This window comes from Streptomyces sp. Alt3 (genome assembly GCF_030719215.1).
Classification (GTDB): Bacteria; Actinomycetota; Actinomycetes; order Streptomycetales; family Streptomycetaceae; genus Streptomyces; species Streptomyces glycanivorans.
The window spans coordinates 1,329,884-1,346,539 of record NZ_CP120983.1; the positions used below are offsets into that span (position 1 = coordinate 1,329,884).

The 16,656-nt window shown below is 71.6% G+C and carries 19 protein-coding genes; 6 read left to right on the forward strand and 13 right to left on the reverse strand.

From position 1 onward, the window contains the following. Positions 1 to 74 precede the first annotated feature (74 nt). The 6 genes from P8A20_RS05670 to P8A20_RS05695 all read right to left on the reverse strand — a co-directional run bounded on the left by P8A20_RS05670 (position 75) and on the right by P8A20_RS05695 (position 5,999). Positions 75 to 737, reverse strand: coding sequence for a hypothetical protein (locus tag P8A20_RS05670; RefSeq protein ID WP_261988690.1), 663 nt, complete (start codon positions 735 to 737; stop codon positions 75 to 77). A gap of 75 nt (positions 738 to 812) precedes the next feature. Continuing rightward, positions 813 to 1,979, reverse strand: a complete 1,167-nt coding sequence (locus P8A20_RS05675) for an ROK family glucokinase (protein WP_147960132.1) — start codon at positions 1,977 to 1,979, stop codon at positions 813 to 815. A 132-nt stretch (positions 1,980 to 2,111) separates the two neighbouring features. Next, positions 2,112 to 2,972, reverse strand: coding sequence for an ATP-binding cassette domain-containing protein (locus P8A20_RS05680; RefSeq protein WP_147960131.1), 861 nt, complete (start codon positions 2,970 to 2,972; stop codon positions 2,112 to 2,114). After that, a complete protein-coding gene (locus P8A20_RS05685; RefSeq protein WP_147960130.1) occupies positions 2,969 to 4,015 on the reverse strand; it encodes an ABC transporter permease in 1,047 nt (348 codons plus the stop codon). Before P8A20_RS05685 ends, P8A20_RS05680 begins: the two co-directional genes overlap by 4 nt. Next, positions 4,012 to 5,025 (reverse strand): sugar ABC transporter substrate-binding protein, encoded by a 1,014-nt coding sequence (locus P8A20_RS05690; RefSeq protein WP_442811935.1) that lies wholly within the window; start codon positions 5,023 to 5,025, stop codon positions 4,012 to 4,014. The genes P8A20_RS05685 and P8A20_RS05690 overlap by 4 nt, the downstream gene beginning before the upstream one ends. Before the next feature lie 212 nt (positions 5,026 to 5,237). Further along, entirely contained in the window at positions 5,238 to 5,999 is a 762-nt protein-coding gene (locus P8A20_RS05695) for a GntR family transcriptional regulator (RefSeq protein WP_147960128.1), read from the reverse strand. A 93-nt stretch (positions 6,000 to 6,092) separates the two neighbouring features. Here P8A20_RS05695 and P8A20_RS05700 point away from each other — a divergent pair, with 93 nt between their 5' ends. After that, positions 6,093 to 7,097: a Gfo/Idh/MocA family protein gene (locus P8A20_RS05700; protein ID WP_147960127.1), complete on the forward strand. Its 1,005-nt coding sequence runs from the start codon at positions 6,093 to 6,095 to the stop codon at positions 7,095 to 7,097. A gap of 160 nt (positions 7,098 to 7,257) precedes the next feature. Here the strand turns inward: P8A20_RS05700 and P8A20_RS05705 are convergent, their stop codons facing one another. Genes P8A20_RS05705 through P8A20_RS05715 form a run of 3 tightly spaced genes read right to left on the reverse strand, consistent with a single transcriptional unit; the run spans position 7,258 to position 10,403 of the window. Then, entirely contained in the window at positions 7,258 to 8,430 is a 1,173-nt protein-coding gene (locus P8A20_RS05705; RefSeq protein WP_147960126.1) for a cytochrome P450 family protein, read from the reverse strand. 30 nt (positions 8,431 to 8,460) lie between these two features. Then, positions 8,461 to 9,189, reverse strand: coding sequence for a response regulator transcription factor (locus P8A20_RS05710; RefSeq protein ID WP_147960125.1), 729 nt, complete (start codon positions 9,187 to 9,189; stop codon positions 8,461 to 8,463). Continuing rightward, on the reverse strand, positions 9,186 to 10,403 hold the full coding sequence (locus P8A20_RS05715; RefSeq protein WP_147960124.1) for a sensor histidine kinase: 1,218 nt from the start codon (positions 10,401 to 10,403) through the stop codon (positions 9,186 to 9,188). The genes P8A20_RS05710 and P8A20_RS05715 overlap by 4 nt, the downstream gene beginning before the upstream one ends. Before the next feature lie 145 nt (positions 10,404 to 10,548). Here P8A20_RS05715 and P8A20_RS05720 point away from each other — a divergent pair, with 145 nt between their 5' ends. Then, a complete protein-coding gene (locus P8A20_RS05720) occupies positions 10,549 to 10,752 on the forward strand; it encodes a hypothetical protein (protein ID WP_147960123.1) in 204 nt (67 codons plus the stop codon). Here P8A20_RS05720 and P8A20_RS05725 read toward each other — a convergent pair. Further along, positions 10,742 to 11,662, reverse strand: a complete 921-nt coding sequence (locus P8A20_RS05725) for a DMT family transporter (protein WP_147960122.1) — start codon at positions 11,660 to 11,662, stop codon at positions 10,742 to 10,744. The two genes, P8A20_RS05720 and P8A20_RS05725, sit on opposite strands and share 11 nt — an antisense overlap. 220 nt (positions 11,663 to 11,882) lie before the next feature. Between P8A20_RS05725 and P8A20_RS05730 the strand changes: the two genes are divergently transcribed. From P8A20_RS05730 to P8A20_RS05740, 3 genes are all read left to right on the forward strand, one after another. Further along, on the forward strand, positions 11,883 to 12,536 hold the full coding sequence (locus P8A20_RS05730) for a TetR/AcrR family transcriptional regulator (protein WP_147960121.1): 654 nt from the start codon (positions 11,883 to 11,885) through the stop codon (positions 12,534 to 12,536). A 97-nt stretch (positions 12,537 to 12,633) separates the two neighbouring features. Next, the gene (locus P8A20_RS05735) at positions 12,634 to 13,101 is read left to right on the forward strand and encodes a hypothetical protein (RefSeq protein ID WP_147960120.1); all 468 of its coding nucleotides are present in this window, start codon (positions 12,634 to 12,636) and stop codon (positions 13,099 to 13,101) included. Between the two features lie 9 nt (positions 13,102 to 13,110). After that, positions 13,111 to 13,245 carry a hypothetical protein gene (locus P8A20_RS05740; RefSeq protein WP_261988689.1) on the forward strand — a complete coding sequence of 45 codons (135 nt, stop codon included), beginning with the start codon at positions 13,111 to 13,113 and terminating at the stop codon, positions 13,243 to 13,245. Positions 13,246 to 13,314: 69 nt separating this feature from the next. On the opposite strand, the gene P8A20_RS05745 is transcribed toward P8A20_RS05740, so the two are convergent. Then, positions 13,315 to 13,938, reverse strand: coding sequence for a dihydrofolate reductase family protein (locus P8A20_RS05745; RefSeq protein WP_147960119.1), 624 nt, complete (start codon positions 13,936 to 13,938; stop codon positions 13,315 to 13,317). A 192-nt stretch (positions 13,939 to 14,130) separates the two neighbouring features. On the opposite strand from P8A20_RS05745, the gene P8A20_RS05750 reads away from it, so the two are divergent. Beyond that, positions 14,131 to 14,967, forward strand: coding sequence for an aldo/keto reductase (locus tag P8A20_RS05750; RefSeq protein ID WP_306103000.1), 837 nt, complete (start codon positions 14,131 to 14,133; stop codon positions 14,965 to 14,967). A 140-nt stretch (positions 14,968 to 15,107) separates the two neighbouring features. On the opposite strand, the gene P8A20_RS05755 is transcribed toward P8A20_RS05750, so the two are convergent. Then, positions 15,108 to 15,437, reverse strand: coding sequence for a putative quinol monooxygenase (locus P8A20_RS05755; RefSeq protein WP_147960117.1), 330 nt, complete (start codon positions 15,435 to 15,437; stop codon positions 15,108 to 15,110). 103 nt (positions 15,438 to 15,540) lie between these two features. After that, on the reverse strand, positions 15,541 to 16,656 hold the full coding sequence (gene alc / locus P8A20_RS05760) for an allantoicase (RefSeq protein WP_147960116.1): 1,116 nt from the start codon (positions 16,654 to 16,656) through the stop codon (positions 15,541 to 15,543).

Here is a 16,656-nt window from a genome sequence, read left to right on the forward strand (position 1 = left end):
TCCGTGGCGCGGGGCCGGACGGACTGCGTGGACGTGTCGCGATCCGGGGTGACCGGCCGCCCGCCCGCTCCCCGTCAGGGAGTAGCGGCCGAGACCACGTAGACGACAGGGGCGGCCGGATCCGTCATGTTGACGGTGATGCTCTGGGTGGGGCGCGGGTCCTTGTTCTTGTGGACGGTTCCCGACCAGTCGACGCCCGGCCCGAAGAGCCATCCGGTGATCTTGATGTCACGTTGGCCGATGGTGACCTTGCCCGTCTCCAGCGCGGCCCGGCCGGTACCGACACCGCTCAGGAAACGGTCCAGCCCGGCGGAGGTCGTACGGAACTTCACGTACATCCGGCTGGCTTTCCAGTTGTTCGTCTCGTAGTACTGAACCCCGACCGCATTGCCCGGAATGGGCAGTTCGAAGATCCGGCGCTGCATACCGGAAGGCCAGTCCTCGCGCAGCCCCTGGGCGGAGGCCTCGGCCTCCTTGTCCTTGCCCGAGCGGCGGCTCTGCCCGGCCGAGATCACCAGGTATCCGGCCGGGATGCCGATGAGCAGGACGATGATGGTCAGCGTGATCAGACGGCGCCGGACCACCCTGCGACGGTCCTGCGGGGGTGTCCCGTCACCGTCCCCGGACCCCGGGGAGCCCGCAGAGCCCGAGGACCCGGACCCGGAGGACCCGGAGGATCCCGGAGAGCCGGACGAAGGAGGCTGGCGCGGCACGATGTGGTGTTCGGCTGCGGTCATGGTCGGTGATCCCTCGAGAGCTGCGGTACGGAGCGGGGTGCGGGTGGCCGGGGCCCGCGGGGCGCGGCCCCCGGGTCAGTCGGTGTTACGCGTTCCGCGCGTGTTCCGGATGGTGGTGGCGGCCTGGTCGTAGAACTGCGCGTACCGCTCGTAGCGCTCGACCCTGCGCCGGTTGGTCCGCCGGAACCTCCGGGCGACCAGACGGGCGAGGTCGGCGGCGCCGACCATACCCGCCTCGGGGCCGAGCTGTGCCTTCGCGATCCGGGCCTCGGGCCGGTAGCCGCGGCCTGTGAGGTGGCGCTTGAAGGCGTCCCTGGCGGGACCGATCAGCAGGTCGTCGGCCGCGCTGACACCGCCGCCGATGACGAAGCAGGAGGGGTCCAGCGCCGCCGCGAGATTGGCGATGCCGACCCCGAGCCACTGTCCGATGTCCTGGAGGAGCTCGACGCACATGGCGTCGCCCTCGCGGGCCAGCTCGGTGATGAGCGGCCCGGTGATCTCGGGGATGTTGCCCTTGACCCGCTCGATGATGCCGTGGGCCACCGGGGAGTCCGCCGCGGCCAGCTCCCTGGCCTCGCGCACGAGGGCGTTGCCCGAGCTGTACTGCTCCCAGCAGCCGCGGTTGCCGCACGGGCAGCGGTGCCCGCCGGGCACCACCTGCATGTGCCCGAACTCACCCGCGACGCCGTACTTGCCGCGTTTGACGTGCCCGTCCTCGAGGATCGCGCCGCCGATGCCCGTGCCCAGCGTGATCATGACCAGGTGGTCCTCGCCGCGGCCGGCGCCGAAGCGCCATTCCGCCCAGGCGGCCGTGTTGGCGTCGTTGTCGACCATCACGGGGACCACCAGCCGGGAGGCGATGGCGTCGCGGAGGGGCTCGTCCCGCCAGGCCAGGTGCGGGGCGAACAGCACCTTGGAGCGGTCCGCGTCCACCCAGCCCGCCGCGCCGATCCCGACGGCGTGCACGTCGTGGCGGTCGGAGAGGTCCAGGACCAGCTCGACGATGGTGTCCTCGACGACCTTCGGGCTCTTCGACTTGTCCGGCGTCTCGGTACGCAGGGTCTCCAGGATGTTGCCGTCGGCGTCCACGACACCGGCCATCACCTTGGTACCGCCGATGTCGATGCCGACGGTGGGAACCCTGGGCGCCGTGAGGTGCGAGCGCCGCTCCCTGGTGCCTACGGTCCGCAGGACGGTGGCGCGGGCGGAGCCGCGGTGTGTGAAGTCGCGGTACGTGCTCATCGTCCCTGCGCAGGTCGGGGGGCCGGTCGGTGATCAGTCCGGCGGCGGACGGTGCCCGCCGTGCACGATTCTGCCATTCCCGCGCCCCCGGAACCGGTCTCCGGGTGGGGGCGAGGGGGCGCGGGGCGGTGCCTACGGGGTGTCGTCACCCACCGGACGGCCGCCGAGCCGGTCGGGTGAGGGGGCCCGTTCGAGCTCGTGGCTCAGCTCCTCGAGCTCGCTCCCACCCGCCATCTGCCGGGTCAGTTCGTCCAGTGTGACGTCGTCCTTGGTGTGGCTCCCGGACATCGCACCGCGCTTGAGCAGCACGAAACGGTCACCGACGAGATAGGCGTGGTGGGGGTTGTGCGTGATGAGAACCACGCCGAGTCCCGCGTCCCTGGCCGCCGCGACGTACTTCAGTACGACGCCGGACTGCTTGACGCCGAGCGCCGCGGTCGGCTCGTCGAGGACGAGGACCTTCGCGCCGAAGTACACCGCCCGGGCGATCGCCACGCACTGACGCTCACCGCCGGACAGGGTACCGATGGGCTGGTCGACGTCGCGCAGGTCGATGCCCATCCGGAGCAGCTCCGTGCGGGTCGTCTCGCGCATCTGCCGCACGTCCAGGCGCTTGAACGGGCCGACGCCCTTCGTCGGCTCGGAGCCGAGGAAGAAGTTGCGCCAGACCGGCATGAGCGGGACGACCGCGAGGTCCTGGTAGACGGTCGCGATGCCCCGGTCCAGGGCGTCTCGCGGGTTGGCGAGCGTGGTCTCCTCGCCCTCGATCCGGAAGGTGCCGGCGTCGTGCCGGTGCAGCCCCGCGATGATCTTGATGAGGGTGGACTTGCCGGCACCGTTGTCGCCGAGGACGCAGGAGATCTCCCCCGCGTGGACCTCCAGCGAGACGTTTTCCAGGGCCTTGATGTTGCCGTAGTACTTGCTGACGTCGTCGAGCTCGACCAGCGCCGGGCCGGCCGTGTCCCGGGGGGCCGGGGCCTGGGTGGCCGTCATTTCGTCGCCTCCGCGCGCTTGCGTACCCATGCGTTGAGCAGGGTGGCCAGGAGCAGCATCGCCCCCAGGAAGAACTTGAACCAGTCGGGGTTCCACTCCGCGTACACGATGCCCTTGCTGGTCATTCCGAAGATGATCGCGCCGACGGCGGACCCGATCGCGGAGCCGTAGCCACCGGTGATCAGACAGCCTCCGATGACGGCCGCGATGATGTAGATCAGCTCGTTGCCGACGCCCTCGCCGGACTGCACCACGTCGTAGGAGAACAGCAGGTGCTGGCCGGAGACCCAGGCGGCGAAGGCCACCCCTAGGTAGAGCCCGATCCGCGTGCGGATCACCGGGACGCCGACCGCGCGCGCCGCGTCCGCCTCCCCGCCGACGGCGAAGATCCAGTTGCCGAAGCGGGTGCGGATCAGGATCCAGGTGGCGAGCGCGACGAGCGCGGCCCACCACAGGATGGTGACCTTCAGCTCGACGTCACCGATGGTGAGGTAGGAGGCGAAGACCTTGCGGGCGGACTCGAAGCCCTCCATGTTCCCGATGGTCCTGGTCGACACCGTGCCGCTGATCAGCTTGGTGAAGCCGAGGTTCAGGCCGGTCAGCATCAGGAACGTGCCGAGCGTGATGATGAAGCTCGGGAGTTTGGTGCGGGTCAGCATGAAGCCGTTGAACGCGCCGAAACCGAGGGTCACCAGCAGCGAGACGAAGACGCCCACCCAGACGTTGGCGGTCATCTGGTAGCTGAACATCGAGGAGATCAGCGCGGAGCTGGTCACCATCACACCGGCGGAGAGGTCGAACTCACCGCCGATCATCAGGAGCGCCACCGGGGCCGCCATGATCCCGATGGTGGAGGCGGCGTAGAGCACCGTTCCGAGGCTGGAGGCCTGGAGGAAGCTGTCGGCGACGATCGCGAAGAAGAGGAAGACGGCCACGGCACCGACGACCGAGCCGAGCTCGGGCCGGCCGAGCAGTTTGCGCAGCGGGGAGGTGCGCAGCAGACGTTCGTCGGTGTGCGCCGCCGGTTGCCCGGTCGCGGTCATCGGGTCCCCCGGTTCGTGTACTCCGCCAGCGCGTCGGCGTCGTCGCGGGTGATGACCTGGGGGCCGGTCAGGACGGGCAGGCCGCCGCCGAGCACGTTCTGGTTGTAGCGGTAGAGCCAGAGCAGGTCCACGGCCTCGTACCCCTGGAGGTAGGGCTGCTGGTCGACGGCGAAGCCGAGGGTCTTGTCCTGCAGTCCGGTGGCGACGCTCGCGTTGAGGTCGAAGGTGTCGATCTCGGCCTTGCTTCCCGCGGTCTTCTTCGCCTTGACGGCGGCGGCGGCGAAGGGCGCGCCGAGGGTGACGACCGCGTCGATGCTCCTGTCCGAGTCGAGCTTGGCCTCGATGGACGCCTGGACGTCGGGCATGTTGGTGCCGTCGACGTAGAGGTTCTGCATCGTGCCGCCGAACGTCTTCTTCGCTCCCGCGCAGCGCTGCTCGTGGCCGACGTTGCCCTGCTCGTGCAGGACGCAGAGCACCTTCTTGCGCTTCCGCGTGTTCAGCTCGTCGCCGACGGCCTCGCCCGCGATGGACTCGTCCTGGCCGATGTGGGTGAGGGCGCCGAATGCCTTGGACTCGGCGGATCCCGAGTTCACGGTGATGACGGGGATGCCCGCCTTGACGGCCTTGGCCACGACGGTCTTCATCGAGTCGGGCTTGGCCAGGGAGACGATCAGGCCGTCGACCTTCTTGTCGATCGCGGTCTGGACGAGCTCGGCCTGCTGCTGGCCCTCGTCGTTGTGCGAGTACAGGAAGTTGATGTTGTCCTTCCGGGCCGCCTGCTGGGCACCCTTCTGGACGATGTCCCAGAAGGTGTCGCCATCACCCGAGTGGGTGACCATGGCGAACGTCCAGCGGGGCGTGTTCACCGCGGACCGGCCCTCGGCGGCCTGCTGGGCGGCGCGTTCCTCCGCCCGCTTGCCGCCGGTGCTGCTGCATCCCGCGAGGGAGGCCGCCAGTACCGTTGCCAGCACGGCGCCCATCGCGCGTACCCCTGTCCGAACCCTTGCCACGACGCCGTGCCCTTCTAGTGCTGCTCGCTGTGCTGCCTGGTGGTGCCGGTGGGAGAGGACTCTCCGCCCGGCGGGCCAAGTATCCCCGAGCCCGGACCGGCACGGCCCGGCAGGGGCGCGGGCGGCGCCCTCCCGCCGTTCTAGCGACCTAGCATGACCGCGTCAATGCTCTTGTCCGAACGTACGGACCGGAGGCCGGACGGGCCTTTGGTTCAGGGCCGGACCAGCAGCTGGAACTCGAAGGCGTACCGCGAGGCCCGGTAGACGTGCGAGCCGAATTCGACCGCCCGGCCGCCGTCGTCGAAGGTGATGCGCTCCATCGTGAGCAGGGGCGCCCCGGCGGGCTCCGCGAGCAGTTCGCCCTCCTCGGCGGTGGCGGCGCGGGCCCCCACGGACTGCCGGGCGCTGTGCAGCGTTATCCCCGAGGCGCGCATCATCCGGTACAGGCCGGTCGACTCCAGCCGCTCGGTACCGAGGTCGAGCAGCCGCGGCGGCAGGTGGTTGCGCAGGAGTGCTATCGGCTCGTCGTGCGCGTAACGCACCCGCTCGACGAGGTGGACGTCGCCGCCCTCCTCGATCCCGAGCGCGGCGGCGACCTCGGGGGTCGCCGGCTCGACCGTGTTGCGCAGGACCCGGGTCGCCGGGCTCCGGCCGGCGGTCTCCAGGTCGTCGTAGAGGCTGCTCAGTTCGAGCGGGCGCCTGATGCGGCTGTGCACGACCTGGGTGCCGATGCCCCGCCGGCGCACCATCAGGCCCTTGTCGACGAGCGACTGGATGGCCTGGCGGACGGTCGGCCGGGACAGCCCGAGCCGTGCGGCGAGCTCCAGTTCGTTGCCGAGGAGACTGCCCGGCGCCAGGCGCCCCTGCTCGATCGCCGCCTCCAGCTGCTGGGCCAGCTGGTGGTAGAGCGGGACGGGACTGGTGCGGTCCACGCCCAGCCCGAGGGCGGCGGAGTCGGCGGCGGGTTTGGGCACGGCACGGAGCGTACCCCGTGAGGTCGCGCCGCACCCTTCTATTTGTCAGGACATATAGTTGACAGTGCGCCCGGTGGGCGGCACGTTGGGTCCATGCGCATCGGACTCATCGGCACGGGCCGGATCGGTTCCTTCCACGCGGACGTCCTCGCACGCCATCCCGCCGTCGCCTCCCTCGTGGTGACGGACCCGGACGCCGCCCGCGCGGCGCGGGTCGCGGCGCGGACCGGAGCCACCCCCGTCGCGTCCGCCGGGGAACTGCTCGGCGCGGGGGTGGACGCGGTGGTGATCGCCTCGGCCACCTCGGCGCACGCGGACCTCATCGGCCGTGCGGCTCGGGCCGGTCTGCCGGCCTTCTGCGAGAAGCCGGTCGCGCTGGACCTGGCGGGGACACTGGGCGCGCTGCGCGAGGTCGAGCGGGCGGGCAGTGTGCTCCAGATCGGTTTCATGCGCCGCTTCGACGCGGGGTACGCCGCGGCGCGCACCGCCGTGCGCGGCGGTCACCTCGGCCGCCTGCACACCGTGCGGGCGGCGACGTCCGATCCCGCTCCCCCGCCCGCCGCGTATCTGCCGCTCTCCGGCGGCCTGTTCAGGGACTGCCTGGTGCACGACTTCGACATCCTGCGGTGGGTGACGGGCCGTGAGGTGACGGAGGTGTACGCCACCGGGTCGGACGCGGGCCCCGCGATCTTCCGGGAGGCCGGCGACGTGGACACCGCGGCGGCGCTGCTGACCCTGGACGACGGCACGCTCGCCACGGCCACCGCCACCCGCTGCAACGGGGCCGGATACGACGTACGCATGGAACTGGCGGGCGAGCGTGACCAGATCGCGGTCGGCCTCGACGACCGTACGCCGCTGACGTCGGCCGAGCCGCAGGGTCCACCCGCGCCGGCCAAGCCGTGGCCGGGCTTCCTGGAGCGGTTCGCCCCGGCTTACGAGGCCGAACTGGACGCGTTCCTCGGCGTCGTGCGCGGCGGGACGGCGAACCCGTGCGACGGCAGGGAGGCGCTGCACGCGCTGCGCATCGCCGAGGCGTGCGAACTGTCGCGCGAGCAGCGCCGTCCCGTACGGATGACGGAGATCGCCGAGGACTGAGCCCGCTGCCAGGCCACCGGCAGGCTCACCGGCCCCGGATGAGCGGTTCTCCCGTGGTCACCGCAGGCCCCTTCAGGCGGACGAGCGCGCTGAAGGGCTGGCTGTCGAGGACCCGCTGCGCCGTGACGAGATCGAGTTCGGTCATGGTGGCCATCCCACCTCACCAGCGCACGGGGAGACGGCGGACTCCCCGCAGGAGCAGTCCTGGCAGCCAGTCCGGCTCCCCGCCCTCCGGGTCCCGTGCGAGTCCGGGGCAGCGCTCCAGGAGTGCGGCGATCGCGATCCTGCCCTCCATCCGGGCCAGCGGGGCGCCCAGGCAGAAGTGGATGCCGTGGCCGAAGGCCAGATGCCCCTGGGCCTCACGCCGGATGTCGAAGGTGTCCGGATCCGGGTAGCGGCCGGGGTCCCGGTCTGCGGAACCGAGCGCGACCAGCACCGCCTCTCCCCTCGGGATGACGACCTGACCGATGCGGACGGCTTCGCGGGTGAAGCGGAAGGTCGCCGTCCCGACGGGACCGTCGTAGCGGAGCATCTCCTCGACCGCTCCGTCGATCAGCTCCGGCCGGTCGCGGAGCAGGGCCAGTTGCCCGGGGTGGTCGAGCAGCGCGCGCACACCGTTGGAGATCAGGTTCACGGTCGTCTCGTGGCCGGCGACCAGGAGCAGGAAGGCCATGCCGATCAGTTCGTCCGGCGACAGACGGTCGCCGTCGTCGTGGTGCGCCTGGATCAGGGCGCTCATCAGGTCGTCGCCCGGTGCGCGGCGCTTGTCCTCGATCAGCTCCACGAGGTAGGCGCCCATCGCGTGCACCGCCTCGCTCTCCTTCTCCCGGGACTCGGGGGTGACGATCGCGTTGGAGAGCAGGCGGAAGGAGTCCCGGTCGATGTCGGGCACGCCGAGAAGTTCGCAGATAACGGTCATGGGCAGTGGGAAGGCGAACGCGTCGATGAGATCGGCACGGCCGGCCGGGACCATCGCGTCCAGCAGACCGGCGGTGATCTCCTCCACCCGCGGGCGGAGTGCCTCGATCCGCCGGGGGGTGAACTCGCGGGCCACGAGCTTGCGCAGCCGCGTGTGGTGCGGGGGGTCCGTCTCCAGCATGTTGGCGTTGATCGGGTTGCCCGACACGGACCAGTGCTCCGTCGTCCGCCAGTCCTTGCTGAACCTTTGGTCGGCCAGGGCCGCGCGGGCCTCCTCGTAACCGACGATCATCCAGATCCGCTCCAGGTCGTCGGTGCGCACCTCGTGCACCGGCCCCTCGGCGCGCATCTTCGCGTAGTACGGATAAGGATTCGCGCTGAAGTCCCGCGCGTCACGCAGATCGACCACTGGCATCGTCCCGTCCCCTCATCCGGTCTGACCGGCTCAGCCTATGCCGGTGCCTCCCGCCCCGTCCTCGTCCTCATGGAGGAGTCCCGCGTCGTGTACCAACAGGGCGATCTGCACACGGTTGTTGAGCCCGAGCCTGGCGAGGATCCGGGACACGTGCGTCTTCACGGTGGCCACGCTCAGATGGAGTTCGGCGGCGATCTCCGCGTTGGAGCTGCCCCTCCCCACGGCGGAGGCGACGTCCTGCTCGCGTTCCCCGAGCCCGGCGAACCGCTGCCGGGCACGTCTCCTTCGGGCCGTACCGTCGTCCGCCCCTTCGCCCGCGGCCCGGACCATCAGCCTGCGGGTGACGGCGGGCGAGAGGACGGGCTCACCGGCGGCGACCCGCAGAACCGCCTCGACGATCTGCGCGGGCGGGGTGTCCTTGAGGACGAATCCCGCCGCGCCCGCGCGGATGGCCCTCAGGACCTGCTCGTCGGCGTGGAAGGTGGTCAGGACGATGACCTCGGGGGCGCCGGGCCGGCGCCGGAGTTCCTCGGTCGCGGCCAGCCCGTCCATGCCCGGCATCCGGATGTCCATGAGCACGACGTCGGGGTGCGTACGGTCGACGAGGGCGGCGACCTGGGTGCCGTCGGCGCCCTCACCGACGATGTCGATGCCCGTGGCGCCGCCGAGCATCAGGGCGAGTCCGGCGCGCACGAGCGGGTCGTCGTCGACGACGGCCAGCCGGACGGGTGTTGCCTCCGAAGACGTGGGAGTGCTCATGCCGGCCACGGTAGCCGGGCCCGGACCGTGAACCCTCCGCCGGGCCGGGGCCCGTGGTCCAGGCTGCCGCCGGCCAGGTTCGCCCGTTCGGTGAGCCCGATGAGCCCCTGGCCGGACCCGGGGACGGGGTCGAAGGGCACGTCGGGAGCGGGGTTGTCGACCTCGATGCTCAGTCCGTCGCCGGGGCCGCCGGCGACGGTCACCCCGACGGGGGCTCCGGGAGCGTGCTTCCGGGCGTTGGTCAGCGCTTCCCGGGCGATGCGGTAGACGGTGCGTCCGGTCGCCGCGGGCGCCCGCTCCGGGTCCGCGACGCGGTTGTCGAGGGTGACCTCCATGCCGGCCGAGCGCGACTCGTCGACCAGGGCGTCCAGGGTGACGAGGGTGGGCTGCGGCCGGTTGCCGTCCTCGCTCTCACCCGGTGCGCGCAGCACACCGATGATCTCGCGAAGGTCCTGGAGGGCCTCGTGGGCACTGTCCCGGATGACACCGGCGGCCCTCGCGACCTCGGCGGTGGGCGCGTCGGGCCGGAACTCGAGTGCGCCCGCGTGGACGCTGAGCAGGGTCAGCCGGTGGGCGAGGACGTCGTGCATCTCGCGGGCGATGGCCTCCCGCGCGAGGCGCTGGGCCTGCTCGGCGCGGAGCGCCGCCTCGGTCTCGGCCCGCCGTGCGCGTTCGCGCAGCGTGACGACCAGCTGGCGCCGTGACCGTACGACCATGCCCCAGCTGAGCACGAGGAGGACCAGCAGGACGCCGATGACGCTGGAGGCGACGAACGAGGTGCCGGGGTCGGGGCGCAGCATCGGCTGTACCGGGGCGACTGCCAGGGCTACCGCGCCGATGAACGCCACGGGCCTGAACGGCCGGTGCACGGCGAGGCCGAACAGGCTGATCAGCATGGCCCCGGCCGCGACGGGTTCGACGAGGCTGACGGCCGTGAGGGTCACGGCGACCCCGACCGGCCATCGCCGCCTGGCCCAGAGCCCGCAGCAGGCCGCCGCCCCGACGAGCGAGTCGGCGAGGAGGACCCCGCCCGGTGTGGTGGCGTCCGCCTCGATCGCCGCGAGGACGCTCATCCCGAAACCTGCGGCGCACAGGAAGAGGGTGATGTCGACGGCCCAGTCCCGCACGGTCCGGCGCGACCTGCCCCGGTCGCCGGGCAGCTCGTCGTCGGCCAGGGACGAGGGCAGCAGCCAGCGGTACTCCGTACGTGTCATACGGACGAATCTATGCAGACGAGAGGCCCGGGCAGCCCTTTGCGGGCCGGGGAGACACCTAAGTCGCACGATCGGAGACTTTCGTCGGCCGCTCCGGGACCGGCGGCCGACGCGGGCGCACGGCGGCCCCGTCCAGGCTCGGGCCATGAAGAAATTCCTGGAGACGGCCGGCTTCCTGGTGTTCGTCCAGGGCCTCGCCGGGCTCCTGTACGAATGGACGGGCTGGTTCCGCCCGTGGGCCGTGGTGGCGAGGCTCGACGTCCTCGACGGCTACGGGCTCTACGTCAGCATCGTGCTGGTCGTGACGGGCGGTGCGGTGCTGATCGCCTCGGACTCCGTCAAGGGGTGACGTCGGCCCGTCGGCGCCCCCACGCGGTGCCCGCCAGCACGAGTACGGCGCCGAGCACCCCCAGGGCGCCGAGCCGTTCGCCGCCGATCGCGATGCCGGTGGCGGCGGCCCAGAGGGGTTCCGTACCGAGCAGCAGGCTGACCCGGGACGGCGAGGTGCGGCGTACCGACCACATCTGCACGAAGAACGCGAACAGGGTGCAGAAGACGGCGAGGAAGAGCAGCCCCGCCCATTCGGAAGCGCCGAAGTCCGCCGCCACCGTCCAGGGCGCCGCCCCGGTACCGGGAACCGCCGCCAGTACGGCGAAGACCGCGACCGCGCTGCCGAGCTGCACCGTGGTCAGGGACAGCGAGTCGGCGTCCTGGACCGCCTTGATGCGCGCCATCAGCAGGACGTGGACCGTGCGGGCGAGGGCGGCGAGCAGCATCAGCAGATCGCCCGCCGACGGGCTGGTGAAGCCGCCGCCCTGGGTCAGCAGCACCACACCGGCGACCGAGAGTCCCGCCGCCGCGAGGAAGGCGGCGGGCGGCCGGACCCGGGTCACGGCGGCCTCGGCCAGCGGGGTGAAGATCATCGTGAGGCTGATGATCAGCCCGGCATTGGTGGCCGACGTGTGCACGACACCGTACGTCTCGAGCAGGAAGATCCCGCTGAGTACGAGCCCCAGGAGGCCGGCGCCCCGCCACTGCGCGCGGCTCAGTGCCCGCAGTCCCCGCCGTGCGGCGACGGCCAGCGCCGGCAGCACGACGGCGAAACGGAGCACGAGGACGGCGATCACCGTGTGCGTGGTGGTGATGCCCTTGGCCGCGAGATAGCTGGCGCCCCACACGGCGGCGACGAGCAGGAGCGGCAGATCGGTGACCCACGCCCGGCGGGGGCGGGCGAGGGCGGGCAGGACGGCAGAGGACACCTGGTGCTCCTGGTTCTCCACGGGGAACGATGTGGAGACCTCGCCGGCTCACACGGGAGCGCTCACCGTATCGAACGGACAACCCCTTCGGGAACCTGCGTCCACAGCGCGACTCGGCCAGGTGTTCGCAGGGTTCGTGCCGGGCCGAAGCGGTCCTGCGACCGTGCCTGGTCCTCCTAGAATGTCGGTCCTGGGACGCTCGGACACACGGAGTTGGCACATGGGTGGAGCGCGGCTGGACGGACGGGTCGAGCGGGGGAACCAGACCCGGCAACTGGTCCTGGGGCGCGCGGTCCACGTCGCCTCGACCGAAGGACTGGAGGGGCTGTCGCTCGGCCGGCTGGCCACTGAGCTGAAGCTGAGCAAGAGCGGCGTGTTCGCCCTCTTCGGCTCCAAGGAGGAGCTGCAGCTCGCCACCGTGCGCGCCGCCGTGGCCGTCTTCGTCGAACACGTGCTGACACCGACCAGGGCGGCCCCACCCGGCCTGGGCCGCGTCTGGCGGATGTGCGAGAGCTGGCTCTCCTACTCGCAGCGCCGGGTGTTCAGCGGCGGCTGCTTCTTCTACGCGACCATCGCCGAGTTCGACTCCAGGGAGGGCAAGGTGCACGACGCGCTGGCCTCCACACAGACGGGCTGGGTCACCTTCGTGGAGGAGACCGTCGAGGAGGCCCGGGCACGGGGCGAGCTCGCCGCGGACACGGACGTCTCGCAGCTCGCCTTCGAGCTCATCGCGTTCATGGAGCTGGCCAACGCGGAGTCCGTGCTGCACAACAACAACCCCGGCTACACCAAGGCCACGCGGGCCATCCTGGGGCGGCTGCACGCCGCCGCCACCGCCCCTTCCTCGCTACCCGCGATCCCCGATCGCAAATAACTGCACGGCCGTTCGTTTAGTTATATGGTCGGCGGGAGGCCGGGACACGAGTCCGGTCCGTTCACCTCGCCTGCCCGACCGGACGGAAGGCCCCGCCATGCCGCCCGCCATATGGAAGACGTCCTGGAAGTTCGGTCCGGACGCGCACGGCACCGGTCCCGGCTCGGCCGTTGTCGTCAGCGTCACCCAATTCGTCACACACCGTCCGTGGGGCACACCCGCCGTCGCAGCCGAGGGCTTCCGGCTGCGCCGCAGCTGGCCTCTGACGCCCGGGGCGGTCGCCGTCCGGCTCTGGATGGACACCGGCCCCCGGCTCGACCGGTCGGGATCGGTCACCGTCTGGACCGATCAGGCATCCCTGATGCGGTTCGTCGCCCGGCCGGACCACACACGCGTCGTCAGAGCGTTCCGGGGGCGGGGAGTGATGCGGTCGCTCCCGCGCGAGACGACGCCGGCCGCGCTCTCCGGGCCGGGCGCCCGTAGCGAATCCGCGGCCGGCCACCTGCTGGACCCGGTGTGGGCGTACACCGAGCGGATCCTGACCGGCGCGGAACCCTGGGACTGAGAGGCATTCATGGACATCGTCCGGCTCGACCGCGCCGCCGCCCTGGAGTCCGTCCGCGCCGCCGCCCTGGAGTCCGTCCGCGCCGTGGACCGCGCCCGTCCCGGCGACGTCCGCGTCGTGGACCGCGCCCGTCACGGCGACTGACGCCCATGGGGCGCCCCGCCTGCCGGACACCGCGGGGGGTGCGGTGACCTCAGGGGCGGACCGCTCCGGTCATCCCTGGGGCTCGAAAGTCCCGAACCGCGCACGCCCCGCAGGCCGGTAGGTGTGGATCGCGATGCCGCTCCCGGTGGTCCGGGCACCGGTCAGCTCGAAGGCCGTCGGCTGCCCGCCGTCCGCGAAGAGGCGCCTGCCCCCGCCCAGGTAGACGGGGTGGACGATCAGGTTGACCTCGTCGATCAGGTCGTGCGCCAGGAGGGACTGCGCCAGCGTGCCGCTGCCGTGGATCTGTAGCTCCCCTTCCGCCGTCCGCTCCTTCAGCCGCGCGACCTCGGCCGGTACGTCACCCGCGACGACCGTGGTGTTCTCCCACTCCGGGTCGGTCAGTGTGCGGGAGACGACGTGCTTGGGCAGGGTGTTCAGACGGGCGGCGATGGGGTCCTGCGGGTCGGTGACCAAGGGCCAGTAGGACGAGAAGATGTCATACGTACGCCGTCCGAGGAGATAGGCACCCGAGCGGTCGAAGACCTCGCTGACGAAGGCCCCCATGCCTTCGTCGGCGAAGGGCACCGTCCAGCCGCCGTACTCGAACCCGCCGGTGGTGTCCTCGTCCGGGCCCCCGGGGCCCTGCATCACTCCGTCGAGCGACACGAACGTGGTGAGGGTCAGCTTCGCCATGGTCCTGCTCCTTCCGCCTCGACGCCGTGGGGGGCGCGGGCCCCGGCAGTCGTGTGCTTCCACCTGTTCCGACCCCACCTTCCGGTGGAATCCATCGGTCCGCCCGGCAGGACCCGCCGCCGCGCCGCCCCGCCCCCACCCGTCGGCCCGTCCTACGCTGGCGGGGACCGCACGCGAACGAAATGGGAGACCATGAGCCAGACACCGCCCCCGGTCCGCAACCTCCACGACGGCAGCACCATCCCCGCGGTCGGCCTCGGCACCTGGCCGCTCGACGACGAGGCGGCGGAGAAGGCCGTCGCCGGAGCGCTGCAGCTCGGCTACCGGCTCGTGGACACCGCGCTGAACTACGGGAACGAGACCGGCACCGGCCGCGGGATCGCCCGCTCCGGGGTGCCGCGGCAGGAGCTCTTCGTCACGACCAAGGTGCCCGGCCGCCACCACGGCTACGAGGAGACTCTGGCGTCCTTCGAGGTGTCGCGGGGGAACCTGGGGCTGGAGTACGTCGACCTCTACCTCATCCACTGGCCGCTGCCCCGGGTGGACAAGTACGTCGACACCTGGAGGGCGATGATCAAGCTCCGTGAGGACGGCCTCGTACGGGCCATCGGCGTCTCCAACTTCACGGCCGGGCACCTGGACCGGCTGGAGCGGGAGACGGGGGTGCTGCCCGTGGTGAACCAGATCGAGATGCATCCGCTGCTGCCTCAGGAGGAGCTGCGGGCGGTGCACACCGCCAAGGGCATCGTCACGGAGAGCTGGAGTCCGCTGGCCAGGGGACGTCAGGTCCTCCAGGCACCGGAGGTGGTCGCGGCGGCCGAGGCGCACGGCGTGACGCCGGGCCAGGTCGTGCTGCGCTGGCACACGCAGCTGGGGGCTGTGCCGATCCCGAAGTCCGCCGATCCCGGGCGGCAGCGGGAGAACCTGGACCTCTTCGGCTTCGAGCTGACGCAGCAGGAGCTGGACCGGATCGGGGCCCGGCCGACGCACCGCTTCGGCGGGGACCCCGAGACGCACGAGGAGTTCTGACGGTGGAGGGGCACCGGTCACGCGGGGCGGCCGGTACGGTCACCGGTCACGCGGGGCGGCCACGGTCACGGGTCCGTGCGGGGCAGCTGCGGCCACCGGTCCGTGCGGACCGTGGCCGTCACCCGGCGGAGCCACGGTGGTCACCGGTTGCGCGGGGTGACCTCCGACATCCGGGACCAGTCGTCCCCGGGCACCTCGACGTTGATGATCTCCGGGACCTCGCTGACGAGCTCCGACATGGTGTCGATCGCGGCCTTGAAGTGCTCGGAGTTCACATGCGCCACGCCGGCCTCCTGCGAGGCGAACGCCTCCAGCAGGACGAACTGGTCGGGATTCTCGACGCTGTAGGACCAGTCGAAGAAGAGGTTGCCCGGCTCCTGACGGGTGGCCAGGGTGAACTCCTCGACGGCCGGGAGCCAGTTGTCACGCTCGGCGCTGCGCACGGTGAACCTGACGGCGATGAAGATCATGGCGACTCCTGGTCGGGACGACGACGTCCCGACCAGGGTCCCATATCCCCCCAGGCCGGACAGGAACCGGCACACCCACCCGGACTGCGCGCGGTGTGCGGGGCTATCCGCCGAGCGCCTCGTGACGTGCGGCCAGCCGCGCCGCCCCTTCCTCGGTCAGCGAGCCGAAGAGCCGCAGCCGGGAGATCCCGCCGTCCGGGAAGATGTCGATCCTGACGTGCGTGCCGCGCACGGGTGCCGGCAGGACGAAGCGGTGGTTCGTGTCGGGCTGGAGACGGGTCCGGGGCAGGAGGTCCGCCCACTCGGCGCCTTCGCCGTCACGGACCGAAATCGCCGCCCAGCCCGCCGCGTTGCCCTTGAGGTAGGCGGTGTCGATCTCGACGGCCCGGATCTCCGACCGGTCCGCCAGCCGGTACCGGATCCAGTCGTTGCCCTTGTCCCGCCGGCGGCGGGTCTCCCAGCCGTCGTCCATCTTGCGGGACCTGCCCGGTGCGATGGTGTTGGTGGCCGGCGAGTAGAAGCGGTCGGACGCGTCCTCGACCTCGCCGCCGTTCTCCAGGGCGGCCAGGTCGAACGTACCGAGGGCGGCCAGCCACCCGGGGTCGGGTGCCACCTCGCCGTGGACGCGCAGCCGGGCGATGCCCCCGTCTGGGTGCTGGTTGACCCGCAGGTGGGTGAAGCGCTGCCCCGCGTCGACGGCGAAGCCGTTGGCCGCGTGGCCGCCGACTGCCGTGCGCGGGACGAGGGTTGTCCACTTCACGTCGGGCGCGAGGAGGTCCTCGGGGGACGGGGAGCCGGGCAGCGAGGTCGCCTCGACGGAGACCGACTGCGGGTAGTTGCCGCGGAAGTGCGCGGTGTCGACTATCAGCCCGCGCACCACGCCGGGAGCACCGAGGCGCACGAGCGCCCAGTCGTGGTCCTCGTCGGTGGGGTGCGGGTCGGCGGCGCCGGTACCGCGCCGGCGGCGGGTCTCCCAGCCGTCCATGATCTTGCCCTTGTGCCCGAAGCGCTCGGGGTCGAACTCGGCGGGCTCCGGCTTCAGAAGGTTCTCGCGCTCGGCGAAGAACTCGTCGTTGGCGGCGATGACCCCCGCACCGAGACGCCGGTCGGCGAGGTCGACGAGGTGGGTGAAGGGGAAGTCGGCGGTGCGGTAGTCGGCGTACGGGTCGCCTCCCCCGTACGGGCTCGCGTCGCCGGTGAAGTGCGGTGTCGCCGTCAT